This window comes from Pseudarthrobacter phenanthrenivorans Sphe3, from assembly GCF_000189535.1.
In the GTDB taxonomy this organism is placed as follows: domain Bacteria; phylum Actinomycetota; class Actinomycetes; order Actinomycetales; family Micrococcaceae; genus Arthrobacter; species Arthrobacter phenanthrenivorans.
This window is the reverse complement of sequence record NC_015146.1, coordinates 89,160-107,624: the sequence shown is the minus strand read 5'-3', so window position 1 is coordinate 107,624 and position 18,465 is coordinate 89,160. Positions and strand designations below refer to the sequence as shown.

The following is an 18,465-nucleotide window of genomic DNA, read 5'->3' as shown; positions in this document are numbered from 1 at the left end:
AAATGTGACAAACGTTGCTGTTGTGCCGTACGGTCTAAAACCGTGCCGGTTTCTCCGAATGCGGCACTCCTGAGCAGACTTGCCTAACTCTGCCGCTGCCTCAGGATCCGTTCGCAAAATCGTCCGGCAGAGACGGGGAACCCAACAGCGGCCTGCTCGCAGGCCTTGGGGTGAAGCCGTGCCTGATGCATCCGTGCATCAACGCGGCCGGGTGCCTCCCATCCGAATCCGACAGCTAACCTCGCAGGCAGTGGGAGAGGCCCTTTCATGCCCATGCGCAAAGCTCACGGCCGCCGCCGCGCGGTCCCCGTCCAAACCAGCGCCCTTGCCGCGCTGTCCAAATCCGTGGCGGACAACGCCGGCGGTGTAAGCCGCAAGGCCGCTGTCATCGCGGCCGCCTCGGGTCTCGTGCTGACCAGCGGCATTGCCGCCGCCCAGGCCGCAGACGCCCCGGTCCAGCGCGACGCGGAGCCAGCCTCGACCCTCGAAGTTGTCAGCCAGGCACAGGCACCGCTCAGCGCCGATGCCACCGTCCAGATCTCTTATGAGCGTCCTGTCGTGGAAACCACGCCGGCGCCGGTCGTGGAAGCACCGAAGCCAGTCGTCGCGGTCCCCGCCACAACCGCCCCTGCGGCAGCGAAGGCAGCCGCGCCGGCCAAGGCGCAGGTGACGGTTACCCCCGCTGCTGCAGCTCCGGCTGCCGCTCCGGCAGCAGGCGCAATCAACGCCACGATGGTGTCTTCCGCCTACGCGCAGATCGGCATGATCCAGGACTGCACGCGACTGGTCGAGAACGCCCTGAACGCCGCCGGAATCCGAGTTGGGGACCTCGGCCCGATGCAGTTCATGAACTACGGCACCGTGGTCAGTGAGCCCCAGCCCGGTGACATGGTGGTCCAACCCGGGCACGTGGGAATCTACGTCGGCAACGGCCAGGTGCTCAGCTCCGGCCTCAACGGCAAGAACGAAACCGCCGTCCACCCCCTGACGTGGATGACCTCAAAGGGTGCTGTCTCGTTCGTACGCGCAGGCTAACAAACCACTGAAGGCCGGTGATCCAATGCCTTGGGGGCACTGAATCACCGGCCTTCAGCATGCCCGCGGCCGCATGCGATTGGAGACCTTGCGGTGGGAAACCGGGCACCCGCTTTTTAACTCTTGAAGCCCCGTTTGCCTGTTCAGGCGCTGTTGGCTGGGCGTTCCGAAGGGAAACTCGCGTTCCCGGCCGGGAAAGAACGCCACCCGGTGCCGCCGGGCTTATTGCGGCAGCGACACCAGGCGGTGGGCTCAGCTCTTCCTGGTCCTGCCGGCGCGGAACAGTGCAGCAACTCCTGCGGCCAGCCCGAGCAGCCCTGCGGTCAAAGCTACCCAAGTCAGTATTGAGGCGGGCGCGTCGGTACTCACCGAGGCAGCCGGCACTGCGGCCGTCTGCGCCGCCGTAGTGGACCCATGGCCGTCCGGGCCTGCCGCAGCAGCAGTAGTCACAAAGGACGGGGCGGGGTCCTGCGGCTCGGCCTGGCCCTCAACCACCGGGTCATCCCAGTTCCTGACGGTGCCGTCAGAGTAGGACTGCGCTACAGGCAGCGCCACGGTAGTACCGGACTTCGGAAGCCTTCCACGGACAACGAGAACATCTGGTACTGGTCAGCCGACAACTGGCTCTGCGCATCGTTGGCGGTCCAGGTCACGGACAACGGCGCCTCGGTAATGGTGGCGCCGTCCACGGTTACCGGTTGCGGCAGCGCCCCTCTGACAAGCTCAGCGGTCCAGCCAGGGACAGGCTTGACCCGGACTGACGTGAACGGGGTAGCGGTGGGCAGGTCCACCTTGATTTTGGTGGTGGTAGCCGTCTTCGACTCACTGGGAACCCTGAACGTCACCTGTGTGGTTCCGCCTTCGTCAGTGGCGTCCGGAGTCACCGAAACATGGGCGGACGCCGCGCCGAGGCCGAACGTCATGAGAGCCGCCGTAGCTGCCCCAACGGCAACTAGTTTAAGCGAATGCAGATTTTTGGTACTCATGGGAAATCCTTTGCTGGCTGCCGCCCGGATCGGAAGTGATGCCGGGCAGCGAAATGTGTAATTGACGGGAGCCGTGTTCCCTCCAACCACAAAGCACTCAGACAGGCCAGCCAAAGGGAACCACGCATCTCGGCGGTCCACGGATCCCGTCGACGCGGAGGTTCCGCCAGGACGTGGGTACAGGGCGTGTGCCGGATCCAGCACAGGGCGCTTCGGTGAGAAGTACGGTGACAGGCTGAAGGGTTCGTGTCAGGGGATGAAGCAGCCAGGCAGCGACCCGCCACAGCGCTGCTTCCGCTCTGCTCAACATGATCGCAGTCGCGGCCGCAGCCAGAAGGTGCGCCAGCGACATGGAGAGTCCTGTGTCCGCGTGCAGGAGAGGTTCTGGCGCCTGGGCCAGACACGCGCCCGCCTGCACGGCATGATGCCCGCCGCCGTGCGGCGAGGTCCCGCAGGATGTTTGGCGGGAAAGGAAGCTGAACGCCTCGTGAAGCAGCACCTGCCCGACTCCAACGACGCCCGCAATCCTCCCCAAGGACCACTGACGCCCCAAGACCAACGTCACGGCTGCCAGAACCAGCGCGAACAGCGCCACCGAAATTTCCGCCGCCGGGAGCGTACCGCCACCGAGCACATGCGCACCCGCCGCGAACAACCACACCGTCCCCGCCACCAAAAGGGGACGAACGAGACGCAGTACGCCTGCACTCATCTCCGCCTCCAGTCCGAGGGGATCGTGAACTTCCTTCGACCCCAGCATCCGGGAACGACCCCGGAAATATCTTGTAAACCGTCGGTGGGAGCCGTCAGTCCTCGAGCCGCCGACCGCTGAGGCGCTGGGACTAGCTATTTTGTCATGTCCCGACTCGGACCCGGAGGTGACGGGCGAATTGCTACACGCGGAGTCCGCACGGCACCTGCATACCCTGAGGCTTAAAGGCCGATAATGGATATTATGTAAAGTAGTAAAAAGGTTGTTCGCAATTTCTGCGAATACGTCCACTCTCGATAACGGCTTGTTTAGGCCTAGATAACGGCTGTGAGCGGCCGGTTTGTTTGTCTGGTCACGGCAGGGATCCGTTCAGGTGAGCCCGGACGTGCTGCGCTGCATGTCCACAAATTGGCGTCGTATCAGGCATCCTGGGCTCGCAGTTTGCATTTTTTGCATTCTGACTGCAAAACTTGCAGTCGGCATTGGAGGCTTCTTGGGTGATAAGTTCGGCGGTCTCGCGTTCTTGCCGCTGCCGAATCGGGAGCCGGATCGTGACGCGTTCCTGAGCGAGGTGCTCACCGGGTGGAAGAGATCCCACTTGGCGCAGAACTTCACCCTGCAGACGACCAAGCGCCGGGTCGCCTCGGTGATGCGCCTGTCGGACTTCTCGGGCAAGTATCCGTGGGAATGGGGCCCGGTCGACGCGGATGAGCTGTTCGCCCATCTGCGCGGTGTTGAGAACCTTGCCCTTTCCACCGTCCGGGCGTACCAGACGGACATCAAGCTGTTTTGCGAGTATGCGACCAACCCTGAATACCCGTGGAACGAGAACTGCGGGCGGCTCTTCGGGACCACCTTTTCCCAGGTGATCACCGAGTTCAACAAGGCCCGGCACGTCCAGGATGCCGATATGGGTCCAGAGAAGCGTGCCTTCACTCTCGAGGAGCTGCAGGCATTCTTCGACCTGGCCGACCTGGAGGTCGAACGGATCATTAATTCGGGGCGCAAGGGCGCTCTTGCCGCCTGGCGTGACGCCGTGGCCTTCAAGACCGCCTACGGCTGGGGCCTTCGGCGCGACGAGCTTCGTCACCTCAGCCTCGTGGATTTTTCCCGCAATGTTAAGGCCCCGTACTTTGGTGACTACGGCATTCTGCGCGTCCGGTTCGGGAAGCCGCAGAAGGGCTCCCCCAAGAAACAGCGGTCCGTCCTGACCCTTCTGGACTGGGCGGCCGAGGCGGTTGATGACTGGGTCAGGCGCGGTCTTCCCCGGTATGGGCAGCCTGTCGGCGACCTCTTCCCGACTGACCGTGGCGGCCTGGTTCCGGAAAAGAACCTCCGGGCTCGGATGCGCGGGTTCCTTGATGAACTCGGCTTTCCGCCGGGGCTTGATCTTCACTCCCTGCGCCGGTCCTATGTCACGCATATGCAGACCGAGCACGGATATGACACCAAGTTCATCTCAATGCAGGTTGGCCACGAGCACACATCGACGACCACGATCTACACCCTGCCCTCCCCCGACTATGCCGCACGCGAACTCGAACGCGTTCTCAACAGCACCCTGCTGGCCAGCAACAGCAGGGTGCTGACCAAACCCACAACGCCTTCCGGAAAGACACCACGATGAACCGTCAGATCGACTACCAGTTTCGCGTCAAGGAGCTGATGGCACGCGCCGGGATGCGAAACAGCCGTGATCTTGTTGCTCCGCTTCGGGAGCGCGGCATTACGCTCTCCGAGTCGCAGATCTACCGGCTCGTCGGCCAGAACCCGGATCGGATCTCGTTCCAGGTCCTGGCTGCGCTCTGCGACATTTTCAAGGTCGAAGCCAACGAAATCCTCACCTACACCGCAACGGACGCCCGCACTCAGCGCCGTCGAACCGCGGTCGGCGACGGCACGGATGTCCCCCTTCTGGCCGCCTACCGGCCGGTTCGGGCGCGCATTACCCGCCCCCATGAGCAGTGAGTTCAAGCCGCGTGGCCGTCCCCGCTCCAACAGGACGAGCGAGGGCTGCGACCGCTGCGGAAAGACCACCGGAAAAATCCGGGTCCGTTGGCCAGACGGACGCATCTGCGGCATCTGCTTCACGAACGCAACCCACCGATACGGCCGATGCCCGCTCTGCGGCGCCGACAGAATGCTCCCCGGCCGGACCGATACAGGCGAGGACATCTGCCGGGAGTGCGCCGGCATCACGACGAACCTCACCTGTGACAACTGCGGCCGCGAGGCTGAGCGCTTCCGCGGCGGGCATTGCATCTCCTGCGTACTCACCACCGATCTGACCGAGCTCCTCAGGCCAAATGACCCGCCCGACCTGCGGCTAAAACGCCTGATCAAGATATTGACCGACTCCACCCGGCCCGAGAGCATCTACACCTGGCTGCGCGGCCACGGCGGTCGATCCGCGTCACTGCTCAAGCGAATCGGCGACCGAGAGATCGAACTCTCCCACCAGGCCTTCGACGAGCTTCCGAAGACGCCGGCGGTCGAGCACCTCCGGGCAATCCTCACCCACAACCGGATCCTTCCCGCCCAGGAAGACCGTCAGCTGGCCATGTTTGAACAGTGGCTGGAAGAACGCCTCGACCAGCTCTCCACTACACCGGAAATCCACGCACCCATCGAGCGTTTTGCGCGCTGGCATCACCTCAAAAGGCTTCGGGCGGAATCGTCCGCGACGAAGAACATGAACTACGCCGTGCGCTCGGCGAAACAGGAGATCACCGAGGCGGGAAAGTTCCTCCGTTGGCTCCACGACGAGCACGGCAGGACAGCATCTTCCATCCGCCAGATGCATCTCGACGAATACCTCTCCGAGGGCACCTCGACCCGGCGACATATCCGGAACTTCATCCAATACCTCAAGCGGGAAACGCCAGGGAAGGACATCCAGGTCGCTGCGCGGTTGGCCAGAACAACACCTGTCCTCAGCCAACAGGAACGCCTGGACCTCGTCCGCAAGCTCATCGAGGCCGACAACGTCGCCGTCTCGATCCGCATCGCGGGGCTGATCTTCCTGCTCTATGGCATCCCCATCGGCAGAATTGCCATGCTCACCATCGACGACGTCGAAGTGACCGTCAAGGGCATGTTTCTCAATCTCGGCCGGTACCCAGCGCCCATCCCCGAGCTGCTGGCACCCATGTTCTGGGCCCACCTCCAGAACCGCGGCGGCCAGCAGACAGTCAACCGCGACACGCGCTGGCTCTTCCCGGGCGTCCGCGCAGGATCCCCCCGCTCCCCCAACACCCACCTGCTAAAGCTTCGCGGGATGGGCGTCAACATCCAGGGCATCCGCAACGCCACCCTGCAGAGCCTGGTCAAAGAAATCGACGCGACCTCACTCGCACGCATGCTCGGATACAGCAAGCAGACTCTGTCCCGCCACGCGGGAGCCACCAGCGCACCCATGGCAAGCTACGTCGTTGGCAAGAACCCCCACTTCACCCGAGAACGCAGCCGCGACCAACCGGCGGAAGAAACCCAGTGACAAAGCCCGCGCCCGCGTATAGGCTCCGACCAGCTTCCATCTTCAGGGGGAATCGATGAAGCATTCACGATTATGGCGAAACAGTTTTTGTCTGCTATCTCTCAGCCTGCTCATGACTTCGTGCGCGTCAGGCACCATCGACCAAGCGGCGACGGACGTCAGCACGCCTTCCCCGACCGTTTCCACGCCTCCCGCGGCGACATGCGCGTCATTCCTGCCGACCGCCGCATGTTCGCAATACGTCAGCATTTCGGCGACATCCAACGGCGTCGACCTGCCGTGGGCTGCGGCAGGCGGGCTGAGAGTGGAACTTTATTCCGTCAACGGAGAGCTCCAGTTCGGGGCGAAAACCCCGTGCAATCCGATCAGCGCTCCGGCGGTGATCAACGGGAACACCCTCACACTCGACAAACCCGCAGTCGGGGCGATGGGCTGCGCCGGCGAGTCTTCTGCGCAGGAGCAATGGGTCATGCAATTCCTAAGCCGGCCCATCGAAATGGCGTTCGTCCAGGACACCCTGACTTGGACCGCCGGAGCGGACACGCTCAGCTTCAAAAGCAAATAGCAGCCCCTGGTCTGGGCGTGACCCTTCGCCCACTTGGTCTGACGCTTTGGCAGTGACCTCAAGCAGTTATCAACAACACCTTGGACTCCGCCGGGGGACAGAGAATAAGCCCCAAACTGATAACCCGCTTACCCAGTTGTACCCTGCGTATTGCATCAGATGAATCAATCGTCTCGATCCCCCAGGTCCGCAAGGAGTTCTCTAACTTCCTTGAGATTGCGCGGAATTTGCGGACTGACGGCTTTGATGTGTCGCGGCCCAAGCGCTCCTGACGGCTGCAGCACGCAGCCCCGAAGCGGCCAATACGAGCGCCTGACCTGCGGTTTTGTGCTGGTGATGCATTTGATGAATCATTGATTCAGGATCTGAGCACAAACTTTGACGGAACTGTGGGGCGAAAATGGCGGTCGACGCGTCCGGGCGTGTGCTGCAGCTGAGCGCTGTTCAGCTGCTGCATCCCGAGGAACAGACGCTTGAGGACATGCTGACCGGGTGGCGCAACCAGCAGCTCTCTAGGAACCTCCAGTTCGACACGATCGACAAGGGCATCGAGTGCGTCCGCCGGTTCGTCAACCACGTGAACGAGTTCCCGTGGAACTGGGCACCGGAGCATGTCGAGGAGTATTTCGGTGACCTCCGCTCGATCCACCGGCTGAAGCACTCCACCGTCCGCGGTTACCAGTCCACGCTCCGCCGGTTCACGTCATACGTGTCGAACCCCGACTACGGCTGGGACCGGGTCTGCGAACAGCGTTTCGGAACGCACCCGTCCCAGGTCTTCTTTGACTGGAACACCGCCTCCCACACACAGGAGTACGAGGGACGCCCCTCCAAGCGGCCCTTCACCAAGACGGAACTGCAGATGCTCTTCGATCACGCGGACGACCAGGTCGAAGTCATCGCCGCCTCAGGCAAGAAAGGCTGGCAGGCGGCCTACCGGGACGCCGTCATGTTGAAAGTCGCCTACTCATACGGGCTCAGATTCAACGAACTCAGGCACCTGCAAACCATCGACTTTGCGACCAACCCCCAAGCACGAAGGTTCGGCAAGGCAGGCGTCTGCAAGGTCCGGTTCGGCAAATCACGCAAGGGCTCCCCGCACAAACCCCGCAGCGTGCTGACGGTCTTCGACTGGACCGCCGGTGTCATCGAGGACTGGCTCGCCAACGGACGAGGCACGCTCGACACCCTGGACCTGTTCCCCAGCGAACGCGGCGGCCTGATCTGTGAGTCCACCCTGCTGCGCCGGCTCCGGCGCTACCTGGCCGAGCTAGGCCTGCCAATGGATGGCCTGGACCTGCACTCGCTCCGGCGCTCCTACGCAACGCACCTGCTGGAGGACGGATGGGATCCTAGATTCGTGCAACATCAGATGGGCCACGAACACGCCTCCACCACCGGGATCTACCAGTTCGTCAGCGACGACTTCCGCAACGCGACCCTCCGGGCGGCGCTGGACCGCACCATGGATGAAGTCCTGGGCGTGCAGATGAGGGGTCAATGGTGAGGCGCGAAGTCGAATACAAGTGGCGGCTTTCCGAGCTCATGGCAGCACGGGGACTGCACAACACCACCGACCTCATCCCTCTGCTGGCCGAGCGCGGCATCACCTTGTCCCGGCCACAGGTCTACCGTCTCGTCAACCAGAAACCCGAACGCGTCGCGCTGCAGGTCATCGCCGCGATCTGCGACATATTCTCCTGCGGACCCGAGGACCTCATCACCGTCACAGCCGCCGACGCCCGCGCCCGCAAAACCGGAACCAGCGCCCCCAACGTCGTTGACCTGAACCGCACCGTCAGGCCCCGCCGGGCACGCATCATCGACGATGACCACTGACAAACCCGAAGGCCTCAGCCCCCGCAGCACCAGCCGCGGCCGGCCCCGCACCACCGGGACCGCGACGTGCGCACGTTGCGGCCGAACCGCCGGCCGAACCCGCGCCACCTGGCCCGAAGGCCGAATCTGCGGGCCCTGCTTCACCGCCGCCACCCGCACCCACGGGACCTGTCCGGAGTGCGGCCAGCACAGACTTCTACCCGGGCCACCGGACATCAGCGGAGGGCCACGCTGCGCGCCCTGCGCCGGCATCCTCCATGACTTTCACTGCACCCGCTGCAATGTTGAAGGTGAGTTCTACCGACGCGGTATCTGCGCCCGCTGCGCCCTCCGGGAGGACCTCAATGAGCAACTGCTGACAGAATCTTCCGACCCCGAAACAGCCAGCAGAATTGTCGATGTGAGGTGTGTCAAGGATGTGAGACAGTCGCGTAGTTTCTTTTCGGTCAGGCAGCAGCGGGAAGCTGTTGGTTTCTGGTTGTGAAGTTGGCCATAGCCGTCGCCGGCGGCAGGCCTTCGTTGTTGGTGTGAGGCCGCCAGCGGTTGTAGAACACTTCGATGTAGCGCATAGTGGCCAGTCTGGCGTCCTGGCGGGTGGTGATGGTAAAACTCGTTTTTCAGCGATGAGAACAGCGATTCCGCCACGGCATTATCCCAGCACACCCCGGTGGCGCCCATGGATTGGCGGATGTTATTCCCGGCGCACCAGGCGCCCATTTCGCGTGACGTGTACTGCGTTCCATGATCACTGTGGAAAATCGCGTTGGGACTCAAATGGCCGCGGTCTCTGGCCATCGTCAGGGCCCCGGTGACCAGCGAAGCGCGCATGTGTTCAGCCATAGCCCAGCCGACGACCATGCGGGTGCACAGGTCGATGACGGTGGCCAGGTAGAGCCATCCCTCGTCAGTGCGCAGGTAGGTGATGTCTCCGACCAGGCGCGTTCCGGGTGCTTCTGCTGTGAAGTCCCGGCCGATGAGGTCCGCGAAGACCTTGTCCGGATCTGAGGGGATGGTGGTGCGCTTGAAGGCGCGCATCCGCTTGGCGACCCACCCGTTCTCGGCCATAATCCCGGCCACGGTACCCACTGAAACCTCGATGCCGGCGGCGGCCAATTTGGTGTGGACCATGCGGTGGCCGAAGATCCCGTCGGAGGAATCGAAGACGGTCTTCACCTGATCGGTCAGCTCCCGGCGACGGAGCGCGGTCGGGGTTTCTGCGGCGTCCAGCCACCGGTAATACGTGGCCCGTGGGAGATCAAGCTGACGGCACATCCAGGCCACCGGGAAGTCGGCGTTCTTCTCCTGAACAACTCGGTACAAGTCCTCTACCGTTGTTCTTTGGCGAAGAACGCCGAAACTTTTTTCAGGAAATCGTTCTCCCTCTCCAGCTCGCGCAGCCGTGCCTCCAAAGCCTTGTATTTCGCAGGATCCACCGGATCATCCGGTTTGCCGCCGCCCTCCGTTTGCCCTTCACGGGACAGTCGCACCCAGCGTTTCAACGCGGTAACGGAAATGCCGAGCTCCGGAGCGACAGAGGCGGGTGAACGCCCAGATGAAACCACGAGCTCAACGGCATCAGCCTTGAACTCATCGGAATAGGTAAGTCGAGCAGACATGAGCACAATCCTTTCAAACTGTGTCTCACATCAGTAGTACACCTCAGTGTTGCGGATCAGGTGCACGATGCAGGTCTGGACCACAGCAAACTCCCACACGGCGTTTATGGCCTCGGGTAGGCCTTTGAGCCCGTCGCAGACCGTGATGCAGACGTCCTCGACGCCCCGGTTCTTGATTTCAGTCAGCACCGAGAGCCAGAACTTCGCCCCTTCGCCGCCGTCCCCGGCCCACAGGCCGAGGATGTCGCGTTCTCCGTTGACGCTGACTCCGATCGCGACGTAGACCGGCCGGTTCGTGACCTGCCCGTCCCGGACCTTGACGTGGATAGCGTCGATGAATACCACCGGAAAGACCCGGTCCAGGGGCCGGTTCTGCCACTCGGTCATCTCGGCGATGACCTTCTCCGTGATGCGCGAGATGGTGTCCTTGGAGACCCGGGCACCGAAGACCTCGCCGAAGTGCGCAGCGATCTCCCCGGTGGTGAGGCCCTTCGCGCTCAGCGACAACACGATCTCGTCGACGCCCGTCAGCCGCCGCTGTCGTTTCTTCACGATCTGCGGGTCGAACGTCGATCCTGTGTCCCGCGGCACCTCGATCTCCACCGGTCCAATCTCGGTCATGACGGTCTTGGTGCGGGTGCCGTTGCGGGAGTTCCCGCTGCCGCGGCCGGACACGTCGTGTTTGCCGTAACCGAGGTGCTCGTCCATCTCCGCTTCCAGAGCGGTCTCCAGGACATTCTTCGTCAACCGGTTCAACAGCCCGCCCGGGCCGACGAGCTCGATTCCCTGCTCCCTGGACTGTGCCAGGAGCTGCTGCGCTAACTCTTGCTGATCCACATCAGTCGCCATGGGATCCATGGTTTCGCTCATGATCAGTCCTCCCCGCCAGGCACCGCCCGGCGTGTCAGGCCAACCCCGGATCCACCGTTATTCAGACACTCCCGCCTCGGCATAGTCGCGGGCTCGGCATAGATCGACCTATGCGGATGTCCGCATAGGTCGATGAAGTCGGCTATATCCCGTTCGATCAGGACGCGGCGAACCTGTTCTTCCAGCTGGTCTTGTCGGTGACGGTCGAAAACTGAGCCATAGTGACGGCGGCGGAGTTCAGCGGTCGTTGCAACAATTTATGGTTCGGTCGCCGGTGAAGTCAGTCTAGCCAGGTGCTCTACGGGACTCTGCCAACCCAGGATTTCGCGTGGTCTGCGGTTGAGTTCAGCGGCGACCGTCGTGAGGTGTTCGGGGCTGTGGACGCCGAGGTCTGTTCCTTTCGGGAAGTACTGCCGGAGCAGGCCATTAGTGTTCTCGTTTGAGCCGCGCTGCCAGGGGCTCGCGGGATCACAGAAATAGACCGGAATCAGCGTCTGCCGCGTAAAACTCTGGTGGCAAGCCATTTCAGTCCCCTGATCCCAGGTCAAAGAACGGCGCAGGTGCGGCGGGAGCGGGTTCATCGAATCAGCTAGCCGATCGCGCAGATTCTCAGCACCACGGTTTCCTGCCAGGTGCACGAGGATGATGAAGCGAGTGGTTCGTTCGACCAGTGTGGCGATGGCCGAGCGGCCGCCCTTCCCAATTATTAGATCGCCCTCCTTACGATTTTGTTGTGGGTGATTTCGGAGCTGTCGTAGTGTTTCGATCACCCTCGGGTGGCGGGTATGGCCTAGGTCGCCCTGCCGCTTGGATGGCTCACTGGGAATGGCCGCCCGCTGCCCGCCGATGACTCGACCGCTGATTGAGAATTACGACATTGATCGTTGGGTAAGGACGTGCCGGCGTAGTTATCGACAGGGCCAACCGAAATTGGAGCTGATCGAAGGAGACTGAACATGCCGGCATTCTGGGTAGGAATCGACTCAGGCAAAAGAGCACATCATTGCGTCGTGATCGATCAGACGGGGACCGTGCTGCTCTCGAAACGGGTCGAGAACGACGAAAACGCAGTGCTCGAACTCATAGCCACGATCGCGGAGATCGCGGCCGGGGGCGAAGTCTGCTGGGCCACGGATCTGAATTCCGGCGGAGCGGCCCTGTTGATCGAGTTGTTGGCCGCGCACGCCCAGCAACTGCTCTATATACCTGGACGGATCGTGCATCACGCTGCGGAGACCTACCGCGGAGATGGCAAGACCGACGCGAAAGATGCCAGGATCATCGCTGACCAGGCACGGATGCGCACGGACCTCCAACCAGTCCGCCGCACGGACCAGATCAGCGTTGACCTGCGGCTCCTCACCGCCCGCCGTACGGATCTGATCTGCGACCGTGTCCGGGCGATCAACAGGCTCCGCGCCACCTTGCTGGAATATTTCCCGGCTCTCGAGCGTGCGTTCGACTACTCCAAACAGGCGCCCCTGGTCCTCCTGGGCGGCTACCAGACACCCGAGGGCATCCGGCGGATCGGACTAGCTCGGCTCACCGGTTGGCTGAGGAAACGCGGCTGCCGCAATAGTGCCAAGATGGCAGAGAAGGCACTGATAGCCGCAAACTCCCAGCACACCGTACTGCCAACTCAGACCACAGGCTCTGCCCTGGTCGTCCGGCTGGCCGGGCAAATCAGCACTCTCGATGCGGAGATCGCCGGCATCGATGCCCAGATCACGGACCTGTTCGGGAAGCACGACAGCGCCGATGTTTTGCTCACCATGCCGGGCTTCGGCCCCGTACTCGCAGCTACTTTTCTCGCGAACATCGGCGGCAACCTGGACGCGTTTGACTCAGTCGACCGGCTCGCCAGCGTCGCGGGGCTGGCTCCCGTCCCGCGCGATTCCGGACGAATCAGCGGGAACCTGCACCGACCACGTCGCTTTAACCGCAGGCTCCTGCGGACCTGTTACCTCGCCGCCCTCTCCAGCTTGAAGAACAGCGCGGCCTCAAGAACCTATTACGACCGGAAGCGCGGAGAAGGAAAGTCGCATAAACAGGCCCTCATCGCCCTCGCCAGACGTCGCATCAACGTCCTCTGGGCGATGCTCCGTGACCACACCATCTACCAGGAACCAATGCCACGCATCACCGCTCAGGCGGCTTGACAGAAACATTGAGATTCCCAATGCCCCGGTACTAGTCTGCCGATGACTTCCGCGGGCCTGTCCCGGATCATCACCATGTCCGGGAAACGCCTGGTCCGGTGCTCCTTTCGGCGGCGCGGCCGGCGGCCAGTCCGACCGCTGCGCAGCGAGACTGCAGGGTCCACGGCCAAATCCAGGCTTCCACGCCCATAGAGAGCTTGATAAACAGTCTCGGGCACGACGTGCATCTCGGGTTGTCCCGGGAAATTAGCGCGTAGACGGTTGCTGATCTGGCGGGGACTCCAGCGTTGCTTCAGATGTTCACGCACGAACTCCTGCAGCGCCGGGTTGGCCGCGATCTTCCCGGTCCGCTGGCGGCTCCGTCTACGTTCGGCGCTGCGCTGGGCCGTCCGCGGACGGTAGTTGCCAGAGGGCTCGTGAATATTCCGGCGAATCTCTCTGCTCACAGTTGAAGGACTGCGCCCGAGTTCCATTGCGATAGCGCGAATGCTCCGCCCGGCATGCAGGAGGTCGGCGATCGTGATCCGTTCGGACTCGGAGAGAAATCGGGCAGAAATCGCGGCTGGTCTAAGACGGGAGATAGGAGCGATCTTTTTGACGTCGCCGGACTTCAGAACAACTGAGTGGCCGTGCCGCCATCGAGTGCCGGAACTACGGCTGATTCCGACGATTCGGCACGCTTCGGAATTGCCCATTCCCTGTTTCATCAGCTGATCATAGTGAGCCCGTGCAGCGTTCTTTGGAGGGGCACCCCGTGACTTTCGTGGTCGTTTCATATCTGCCAATTGCAACTCCTAAAAGCTCAGGTGTTGCAACGACCACTAGACGCCAAGCCCACGAAATGGCTCAGTTTTCGACCGTCGCTGACAGGTCTCGAGCCGCTATGAACACGCGTCCATGATCCTGAGGTGTACTACTGATGTGAGACACAGTTTGAAAGGATTGTGCTCATGTCTGCTCGACTTACCTATTCCGATGAGTTCAAGGCTGATGCCGTTGAGCTCGTGGTTTCATCTGGGCGTTCACCCGCCTCTGTCGCTCCGGAGCTCGGCATTTCCGTTACCGCGTTGAAACGCTGGGTGCGACTGTCCCGTGAAGGGCAAACGGAGGGCGGCGGCAAACCGGATGATCCGGTGGATCCTGCGAAATACAAGGCTTTGGAGGCACGGCTGCGCGAGCTGGAGAGGGAGAACGATTTCCTGAAAAAAGTTTCGGCGTTCTTCGCCAAAGAACAACGGTAGAGGACTTGTACCGAGTTGTTCAGGAGAAGAACGCCGACTTCCCGGTGGCCTGGATGTGCCGTCAGCTTGATCTCCCACGGGCCACGTATTACCGGTGGCTGGACGCCGCAGAAACCCCGACCGCGCTCCGTCGCCGGGAGCTGACCGATCAGGTGAAGACCGTCTTCGATTCCTCCGACGGGATCTTCGGCCACCGCATGGTCCACACCAAATTGGCCGCCGCCGGCATCGAGGTTTCAGTGGGTACCGTGGCCGGGATTATGGCCGAGAACGGGTGGGTCGCCAAGCGGATGCGCGCCTTCAAGCGCACCACCATCCCCTCAGATCCGGACAAGGTCTTCGCGGACCTCATCGGCCGGGACTTCACAGCAGAAGCACCCGGAACGCGCCTGGTCGGAGACATCACCTACCTGCGCACTGACGAGGGATGGCTCTACCTGGCCACCGTCATCGACCTGTGCACCCGCATGGTCGTCGGCTGGGCTATGGCTGAACACATGCGCGCTTCGCTGGTCACCGGGGCCCTGACGATGGCCAGAGACCGCGGCCATTTGAGTCCCAACGCGATTTTCCACAGTGATCATGGAACGCAGTACACGTCACGCGAAATGGGCGCCTGGTGCGCCGGGAATAACATCCGCCAATCCATGGGCGCCACCGGGGTGTGCTGGGATAATGCCGTGGCGGAATCGCTGTTCTCATCGCTGAAAAACGAGTTTTACCATCACCACAGCTTCACCACCCGCCAGGACGCCAGACTGGCCACTATGCGCTACATCGAAGTGTTCTACAACCGCTGGCGGCCTCACACCAACAACGAAGGCCTGCGGCCGGCGACGGCTATGGCCAACTTCACAACCAGAAACCAACAGCTTCCCGCTGCTGCCTGACCGAAAAGAAACTACGCGACTGTCTCACATCCTTGACACACCTCATCCTGACCTCGAACCTCCCGTTCGCTCGCTGGGGCGACGTCTTCGGAGACCTGACCATCGCCTCGGCCATGATCGACCGGATCGTCCACCACGCCGACGTCATCAGCCTCAAAGGCAACAGCTACCGGCTCAAAAACCAACCCGCCGCCAGTACGGCACAATAGAACCACAACCCCGTGGCCCCGTTTTCAATTGGCACTATTGGCCCCATTTTCGGTTGGCGTTAACAAAACTCGATAGCGGGTTACGTGGGTATCAATTGGTTCGATTTGAGAGAGTAAAACAATTTGCTTGGTGCTCAGTCCCAGCTCTTCGATAATTTCACGAAGGGCGGTGAGTATGACAGTCTGATCGGAGCCCACTAGGACGGCCCGAACGGTACCCACCAGCCGGACATGCCGAACCTAATGACGGCTTGAATGGTACCCACCTGTGAACGTTGATCCATCCAGTGTTGGATCGACGACGGGAGGGCCGGGATGGGGTCAAGAGTGGAGTTGTTCGCGCAGATTCGGAGGGATGCCCGGGTGGAGGGCGCGTCAATCCGGGAGCTTGCCCGCAGGCACCAGGTGGCGCGGAAAACCGTGCGTAAGGCGTTAAGTTCCCCGGTCCCGCCAGAGCGTAAAACTCCTGTACGGTCCTCGCCGCGGCTTGATCCTTATAAACCGACGATCGACGCCATGCTCGTCGAGGACACGACGGCGCCGAGGAAGCAGCGTCACACTGCCCGGAGGATTCTTGCCCGGCTCATCGAGGAGCATGGAGCGGACGAGTTGTCGTATTCGACGGTGCGTGACTACGTTCGGGTCCGCCGGGCGCAGATCGATGTGGAGGCCGACCGCCGGGTTGAGGTATTTGTTCCTCAGGAGCACGCCCCGGGCGCGGAAGCGGAAGTGGACTTCGGTGAAGTCTGGATCGTGCTGGACGGGGTAAAGACGAAATGCCACATGTTCATCTTCCGGCTTTCTCACTCCGGCAAAGCCATCCACCGGATTTACCCCACCCAGGCCCAGGAAGCGTTTCTGGAAGGCCACGTCGAGGCGTTCAACGAGATCGGCGGCGTGCCGGTCAAACATATCCGCTATGACAACCTCACCAGTGCCGTCAGGGCCGTGGTGTTCGGTCAGGGGCGGAACCGCCTGGAGAATGACCGGTGGGTGTTGTTTCGCTCGTTCTATGGATTTGATGCCTTTTATTGCCAGCCAGGTCTTGCCGGCGCTCACGAGAAAGGCGGGGTCGAGGGCGAGGTGGGCTGGTTCCGCCGCAACCGGCTGACCCCGATGCCCGTGGCGAGGTCCCTTGATGAGCTCAACGACTGGATCCGGAGCCGGGAGGTTCAAGACGATCAGCGGCGGATTGATGGCAGGATCCGCACTATCGGCCAAGACTTCGCCGCCGAGCGCCCGTTCCTGGCACCGTTGCCGGCCGACGAGTTCGATCCCGGTCTGGTGTTGAACCCGAGAGTGGACCGGTCCTCAATGATCACCGTGCGGATGGTGAAGTACTCGGTGCCAGCACGGTTCATCGGTCGGCGGGTCCGGGTTTCATTGCGGGCATCCGAAGTTGTGGTGTTCGACGGCCGCGCGGTGGCGGCCCGGCACCAGCGGATTATTGCCAAGGGCGGGCAGTCGGTCCAGTTGGACCATTATCTGGAGGTCCTCAAGACCAAGCCCGGCGCTTTGCCTGGTTCCACTGCTTTGGCCAGGGCGCGGGAGTCGGGTGCTTTCACCAGCGCCCATGACGCCTTCTGGTCTGCCTCGCGCAGGGTCAACGGTGATGCCGCGGGGACCCGTGAACTGATTGACGTCCTGCTGCTGCACCGATCGATGGAAGCCGAAGACATCGAGGCAGGGATCACCGCAGCCCTTGGAGTAGGTGCCGTCAGTGCCGACGTCGTGGCGGTTGAAGGCCGCCGACATGCCTCCAGCATCCCTGCTGGTGGGTCCCGTCCTGACCGTCATCGCGGTGCTCATGCTGAAGCGAAAGTGCAACGAGTTGTCAGCCTGACCCAGCGCCGGCTGATGGACCCGGCGGCGGTCATCGCCGGGCTCCCTCCAGACAAGCGGCCGCTCCCGGCGATCAGCGCCTATGACGAGCTGCTGGCCAAACGCACCGAACACTCCGCAGGAACCGCGTCGAAGGAAAACATCTCATGAGCCCCACCGCACCGGCCACCACCATCACCCCAACCCTGCGACGGCGCCGCGGTCTGACTGAGCAGGCCGCGGTCGCGGCCGTGGACCAAGCATGCCGCCGATTGCGCCTGCCCACCATCCGGGCGGTTCTGGACGAAGCTCTGACCGTCGCGGGGAAGGAACAACTCTCTTACCAAGGCTTCCTGGCCGAGCTGCTGCTGGCCGAATGCGATGACCGGGACCGTCGCTCCTCAATCCGACGCGTCAAAGCCGCGAACTTTCCCCGGGATAAATGGCTCGGTGATTTCGATTTCGACGCGAACACGAACATCAACCCCGCTACCATCCATACCCTCGCTACCGGCGAATGGATTCGAAAAGGTGCACCGCTATGCCTGATCGGGGACTCCGGAACCGGCAAATCCCACCTGCTTATCGGGCTGGGCACCGCCGCGGCGGAGAAGGGATACCGGGTCAAATACACTTTGGCCACCCGGCTCGTGAACGAACTCGTCGAAGCCGCCGACGACAAAGTCCTCGCCAAGACCATCGCCAGATACGGCCGAGTGGACCTGCTCTGCATTGACGAGCTCGGCTATATGGAACTGGACCGGCGCGGCGCCGAACTCCTCTTCCAGGTCCTCACCGAACGCGAAGAGAAGAACTCCATCGCCATCGCTTCCAACGAGTCGTTCTCCGGCTGGACCAAGACATTCACCGACCCGCGCCTCTGCGCCGCGATCGTTGACCGGCTGACGTTCAACGGCACCATCATCGAAACCGGCACCGATTCCTACCGCCTCGCCCACAGCCTGACAAGGAACGCGCACTAAAAGGTAGCCGCGGCCGCCCGCCCCACGAACACATAGGTTGTCG

The 18,465-nt window shown here is 62.3% G+C and carries 16 protein-coding genes, 4 pseudogenes and 1 riboswitch; of the genes and pseudogenes, 13 read left to right on the top strand and 7 right to left on the bottom strand.

Annotation, left to right across the window (positions count from 1 at the left end):
* Positions 1–86: 86 nt before the first annotated feature.
* A riboswitch (cyclic di-AMP (ydaO/yuaA leader) is annotated at positions 87–264 on the top strand.
* Between the two features lie 3 nt (positions 265–267).
* Positions 268–1,035: an NlpC/P60 family protein gene (locus ASPHE3_RS20275; protein ID WP_013603031.1), complete on the top strand. Its 768-nt coding sequence runs from the start codon at positions 268–270 to the stop codon at positions 1,033–1,035.
* Positions 1,036–1,287: 252 nt separating this feature from the next.
* Here ASPHE3_RS20275 and ASPHE3_RS22790 read toward each other — a convergent pair whose 3' ends face one another.
* Both ASPHE3_RS22790 and ASPHE3_RS22785 read right to left on the bottom strand, forming a co-directional pair.
* Positions 1,288–1,590, bottom strand: a complete 303-nt coding sequence (locus ASPHE3_RS22790) for a DUF1775 domain-containing protein (protein WP_013603030.1) — start codon at positions 1,588–1,590, stop codon at positions 1,288–1,290.
* Complete coding sequence (locus ASPHE3_RS22785) at positions 1,575–2,021, bottom strand: YcnI family copper-binding membrane protein (protein WP_013603029.1); 447 nt, start codon at positions 2,019–2,021, stop codon at positions 1,575–1,577. The genes ASPHE3_RS22790 and ASPHE3_RS22785 overlap by 16 nt, the downstream gene beginning before the upstream one ends.
* A 1,085-nt stretch (positions 2,022–3,106) precedes the next feature.
* On the opposite strand from ASPHE3_RS22785, the gene ASPHE3_RS20260 reads away from it, so the two are divergent.
* The 6 genes from ASPHE3_RS20260 (at position 3,107) to ASPHE3_RS20230 (ending at position 8,633) form a co-directional block, all read left to right on the top strand.
* A complete protein-coding gene (locus tag ASPHE3_RS20260; protein ID WP_013603027.1) occupies positions 3,107–4,360 on the top strand; it encodes a tyrosine-type recombinase/integrase in 1,254 nt (417 codons plus the stop codon).
* On the top strand, positions 4,357–4,701 hold the full coding sequence (locus tag ASPHE3_RS20255) for a helix-turn-helix domain-containing protein (protein ID WP_012311535.1): 345 nt from the start codon (positions 4,357–4,359) through the stop codon (positions 4,699–4,701). The genes ASPHE3_RS20260 and ASPHE3_RS20255 overlap by 4 nt, the downstream gene beginning before the upstream one ends.
* A 172-nt stretch (positions 4,702–4,873) precedes the next feature.
* Positions 4,874–6,229: a site-specific integrase gene (locus ASPHE3_RS20250; RefSeq protein WP_013599276.1), complete on the top strand. Its 1,356-nt coding sequence runs from the start codon at positions 4,874–4,876 to the stop codon at positions 6,227–6,229.
* A gap of 112 nt (positions 6,230–6,341) precedes the next feature.
* Complete coding sequence (locus tag ASPHE3_RS22185; RefSeq protein ID WP_167536970.1) at positions 6,342–6,794, top strand: META domain-containing protein; 453 nt, start codon at positions 6,342–6,344, stop codon at positions 6,792–6,794.
* A 400-nt stretch (positions 6,795–7,194) separates the two neighbouring features.
* Positions 7,195–8,301, top strand: coding sequence for a tyrosine-type recombinase/integrase (locus ASPHE3_RS20235; protein ID WP_013603026.1), 1,107 nt, complete (start codon positions 7,195–7,197; stop codon positions 8,299–8,301).
* Positions 8,298–8,633 carry a helix-turn-helix domain-containing protein gene (locus ASPHE3_RS20230; RefSeq protein ID WP_041653706.1) on the top strand — a complete coding sequence of 112 codons (336 nt, stop codon included), beginning with the start codon at positions 8,298–8,300 and terminating at the stop codon, positions 8,631–8,633. The genes ASPHE3_RS20235 and ASPHE3_RS20230 overlap by 4 nt, the downstream gene beginning before the upstream one ends.
* 297 nt (positions 8,634–8,930) lie before the next feature.
* On the opposite strand, the gene ASPHE3_RS20225 is transcribed toward ASPHE3_RS20230, so the two are convergent.
* The 4 genes and pseudogenes from ASPHE3_RS20225 to ASPHE3_RS21765 all read right to left on the bottom strand — a co-directional run.
* The gene (locus tag ASPHE3_RS20225) at positions 8,931–9,953 is read right to left on the bottom strand and encodes an IS3 family transposase (protein WP_013603024.1); all 1,023 of its coding nucleotides are present in this window, start codon (positions 9,951–9,953) and stop codon (positions 8,931–8,933) included.
* Between the two features lie 5 nt (positions 9,954–9,958).
* Positions 9,959–10,249 carry a transposase gene (locus tag ASPHE3_RS20220; protein ID WP_013599941.1) on the bottom strand — a complete coding sequence of 97 codons (291 nt, stop codon included), beginning with the start codon at positions 10,247–10,249 and terminating at the stop codon, positions 9,959–9,961.
* Positions 10,250–10,294: 45 nt separating this feature from the next.
* Positions 10,295–11,098, bottom strand: a pseudogene (locus tag ASPHE3_RS20215) (IS256 family transposase); the annotation flags it as partial.
* 278 nt (positions 11,099–11,376) lie between these two features.
* A pseudogene (locus tag ASPHE3_RS21765) lies at positions 11,377–11,838 on the bottom strand (IS30 family transposase); the annotation flags it as partial.
* Between the two features lie 237 nt (positions 11,839–12,075).
* Between ASPHE3_RS21765 and ASPHE3_RS20210 the strand changes: the two are divergent.
* Positions 12,076–13,278, top strand: coding sequence for an IS110 family RNA-guided transposase (locus ASPHE3_RS20210; protein ID WP_013599339.1), 1,203 nt, complete (start codon positions 12,076–12,078; stop codon positions 13,276–13,278).
* A gap of 14 nt (positions 13,279–13,292) precedes the next feature.
* On the opposite strand, the pseudogene ASPHE3_RS21760 reads toward ASPHE3_RS20210, so the two are convergent.
* A pseudogene (locus ASPHE3_RS21760) lies at positions 13,293–13,985 on the bottom strand (IS30 family transposase); the annotation flags it as partial.
* Positions 13,986–14,228: 243 nt separating this feature from the next.
* On the opposite strand from ASPHE3_RS21760, the gene ASPHE3_RS20205 reads away from it, so the two are divergent.
* The 5 genes and pseudogenes from ASPHE3_RS20205 to istB all read left to right on the top strand — a co-directional run bounded on the left by ASPHE3_RS20205 (position 14,229) and on the right by istB (position 18,422).
* Positions 14,229–14,519 carry a transposase gene (locus ASPHE3_RS20205; RefSeq protein WP_013599941.1) on the top strand — a complete coding sequence of 97 codons (291 nt, stop codon included), beginning with the start codon at positions 14,229–14,231 and terminating at the stop codon, positions 14,517–14,519.
* Positions 14,520–14,524: 5 nt separating this feature from the next.
* Entirely contained in the window at positions 14,525–15,409 is an 885-nt protein-coding gene (locus ASPHE3_RS20200; protein ID WP_013603021.1) for an IS3 family transposase, read from the top strand.
* Positions 15,410–15,450: 41 nt separating this feature from the next.
* Positions 15,451–15,618: pseudogene (locus ASPHE3_RS21755) on the top strand (ATP-binding protein); the annotation flags it as partial.
* A gap of 315 nt (positions 15,619–15,933) precedes the next feature.
* Complete coding sequence (istA, locus tag ASPHE3_RS20195) at positions 15,934–17,610, top strand: IS21 family transposase (RefSeq protein ID WP_013603020.1); 1,677 nt, start codon at positions 15,934–15,936, stop codon at positions 17,608–17,610.
* On the top strand, positions 17,607–18,422 hold the full coding sequence (istB, locus tag ASPHE3_RS20190; RefSeq protein ID WP_011691635.1) for an IS21-like element helper ATPase IstB: 816 nt from the start codon (positions 17,607–17,609) through the stop codon (positions 18,420–18,422). The genes istA and istB overlap by 4 nt, the downstream gene beginning before the upstream one ends.
* Positions 18,423–18,465 lie beyond the last annotated feature (43 nt).

Excerpts from the sequence above, each read along its gene's own strand:
- istB (WP_011691635.1), top strand. The coding sequence starts at position 17,607 with ATGAGCCCCACCGCACCGGCCACCACCATCACCCCAACCCTGCGACGG.
- ASPHE3_RS22185 (WP_167536970.1), top strand. The coding sequence starts at position 6,342 with ATGACTTCGTGCGCGTCAGGCACCATCGACCAAGCGGCGACGGACGTC.
- ASPHE3_RS20250 (WP_013599276.1), top strand. The coding sequence starts at position 4,874 with ATGCTCCCCGGCCGGACCGATACAGGCGAGGACATCTGCCGGGAGTGC.
- ASPHE3_RS20255 (WP_012311535.1), top strand. The coding sequence starts at position 4,357 with ATGAACCGTCAGATCGACTACCAGTTTCGCGTCAAGGAGCTGATGGCA.
- ASPHE3_RS20220 (WP_013599941.1), bottom strand. The coding sequence starts at position 10,249 with ATGTCTGCTCGACTTACCTATTCCGATGAGTTCAAGGCTGATGCCGTT.
- istA (WP_013603020.1), top strand. The coding sequence starts at position 15,934 with ATGGGGTCAAGAGTGGAGTTGTTCGCGCAGATTCGGAGGGATGCCCGG.
- ASPHE3_RS20275 (WP_013603031.1), top strand. The coding sequence starts at position 268 with ATGCCCATGCGCAAAGCTCACGGCCGCCGCCGCGCGGTCCCCGTCCAA.
- ASPHE3_RS20210 (WP_013599339.1), top strand. The coding sequence starts at position 12,076 with ATGCCGGCATTCTGGGTAGGAATCGACTCAGGCAAAAGAGCACATCAT.
- ASPHE3_RS20235 (WP_013603026.1), top strand. The coding sequence starts at position 7,195 with ATGGCGGTCGACGCGTCCGGGCGTGTGCTGCAGCTGAGCGCTGTTCAG.
- ASPHE3_RS22785 (WP_013603029.1), bottom strand. The coding sequence starts at position 2,021 with ATGAGTACCAAAAATCTGCATTCGCTTAAACTAGTTGCCGTTGGGGCA.
- ASPHE3_RS20205 (WP_013599941.1), top strand. The coding sequence starts at position 14,229 with ATGTCTGCTCGACTTACCTATTCCGATGAGTTCAAGGCTGATGCCGTT.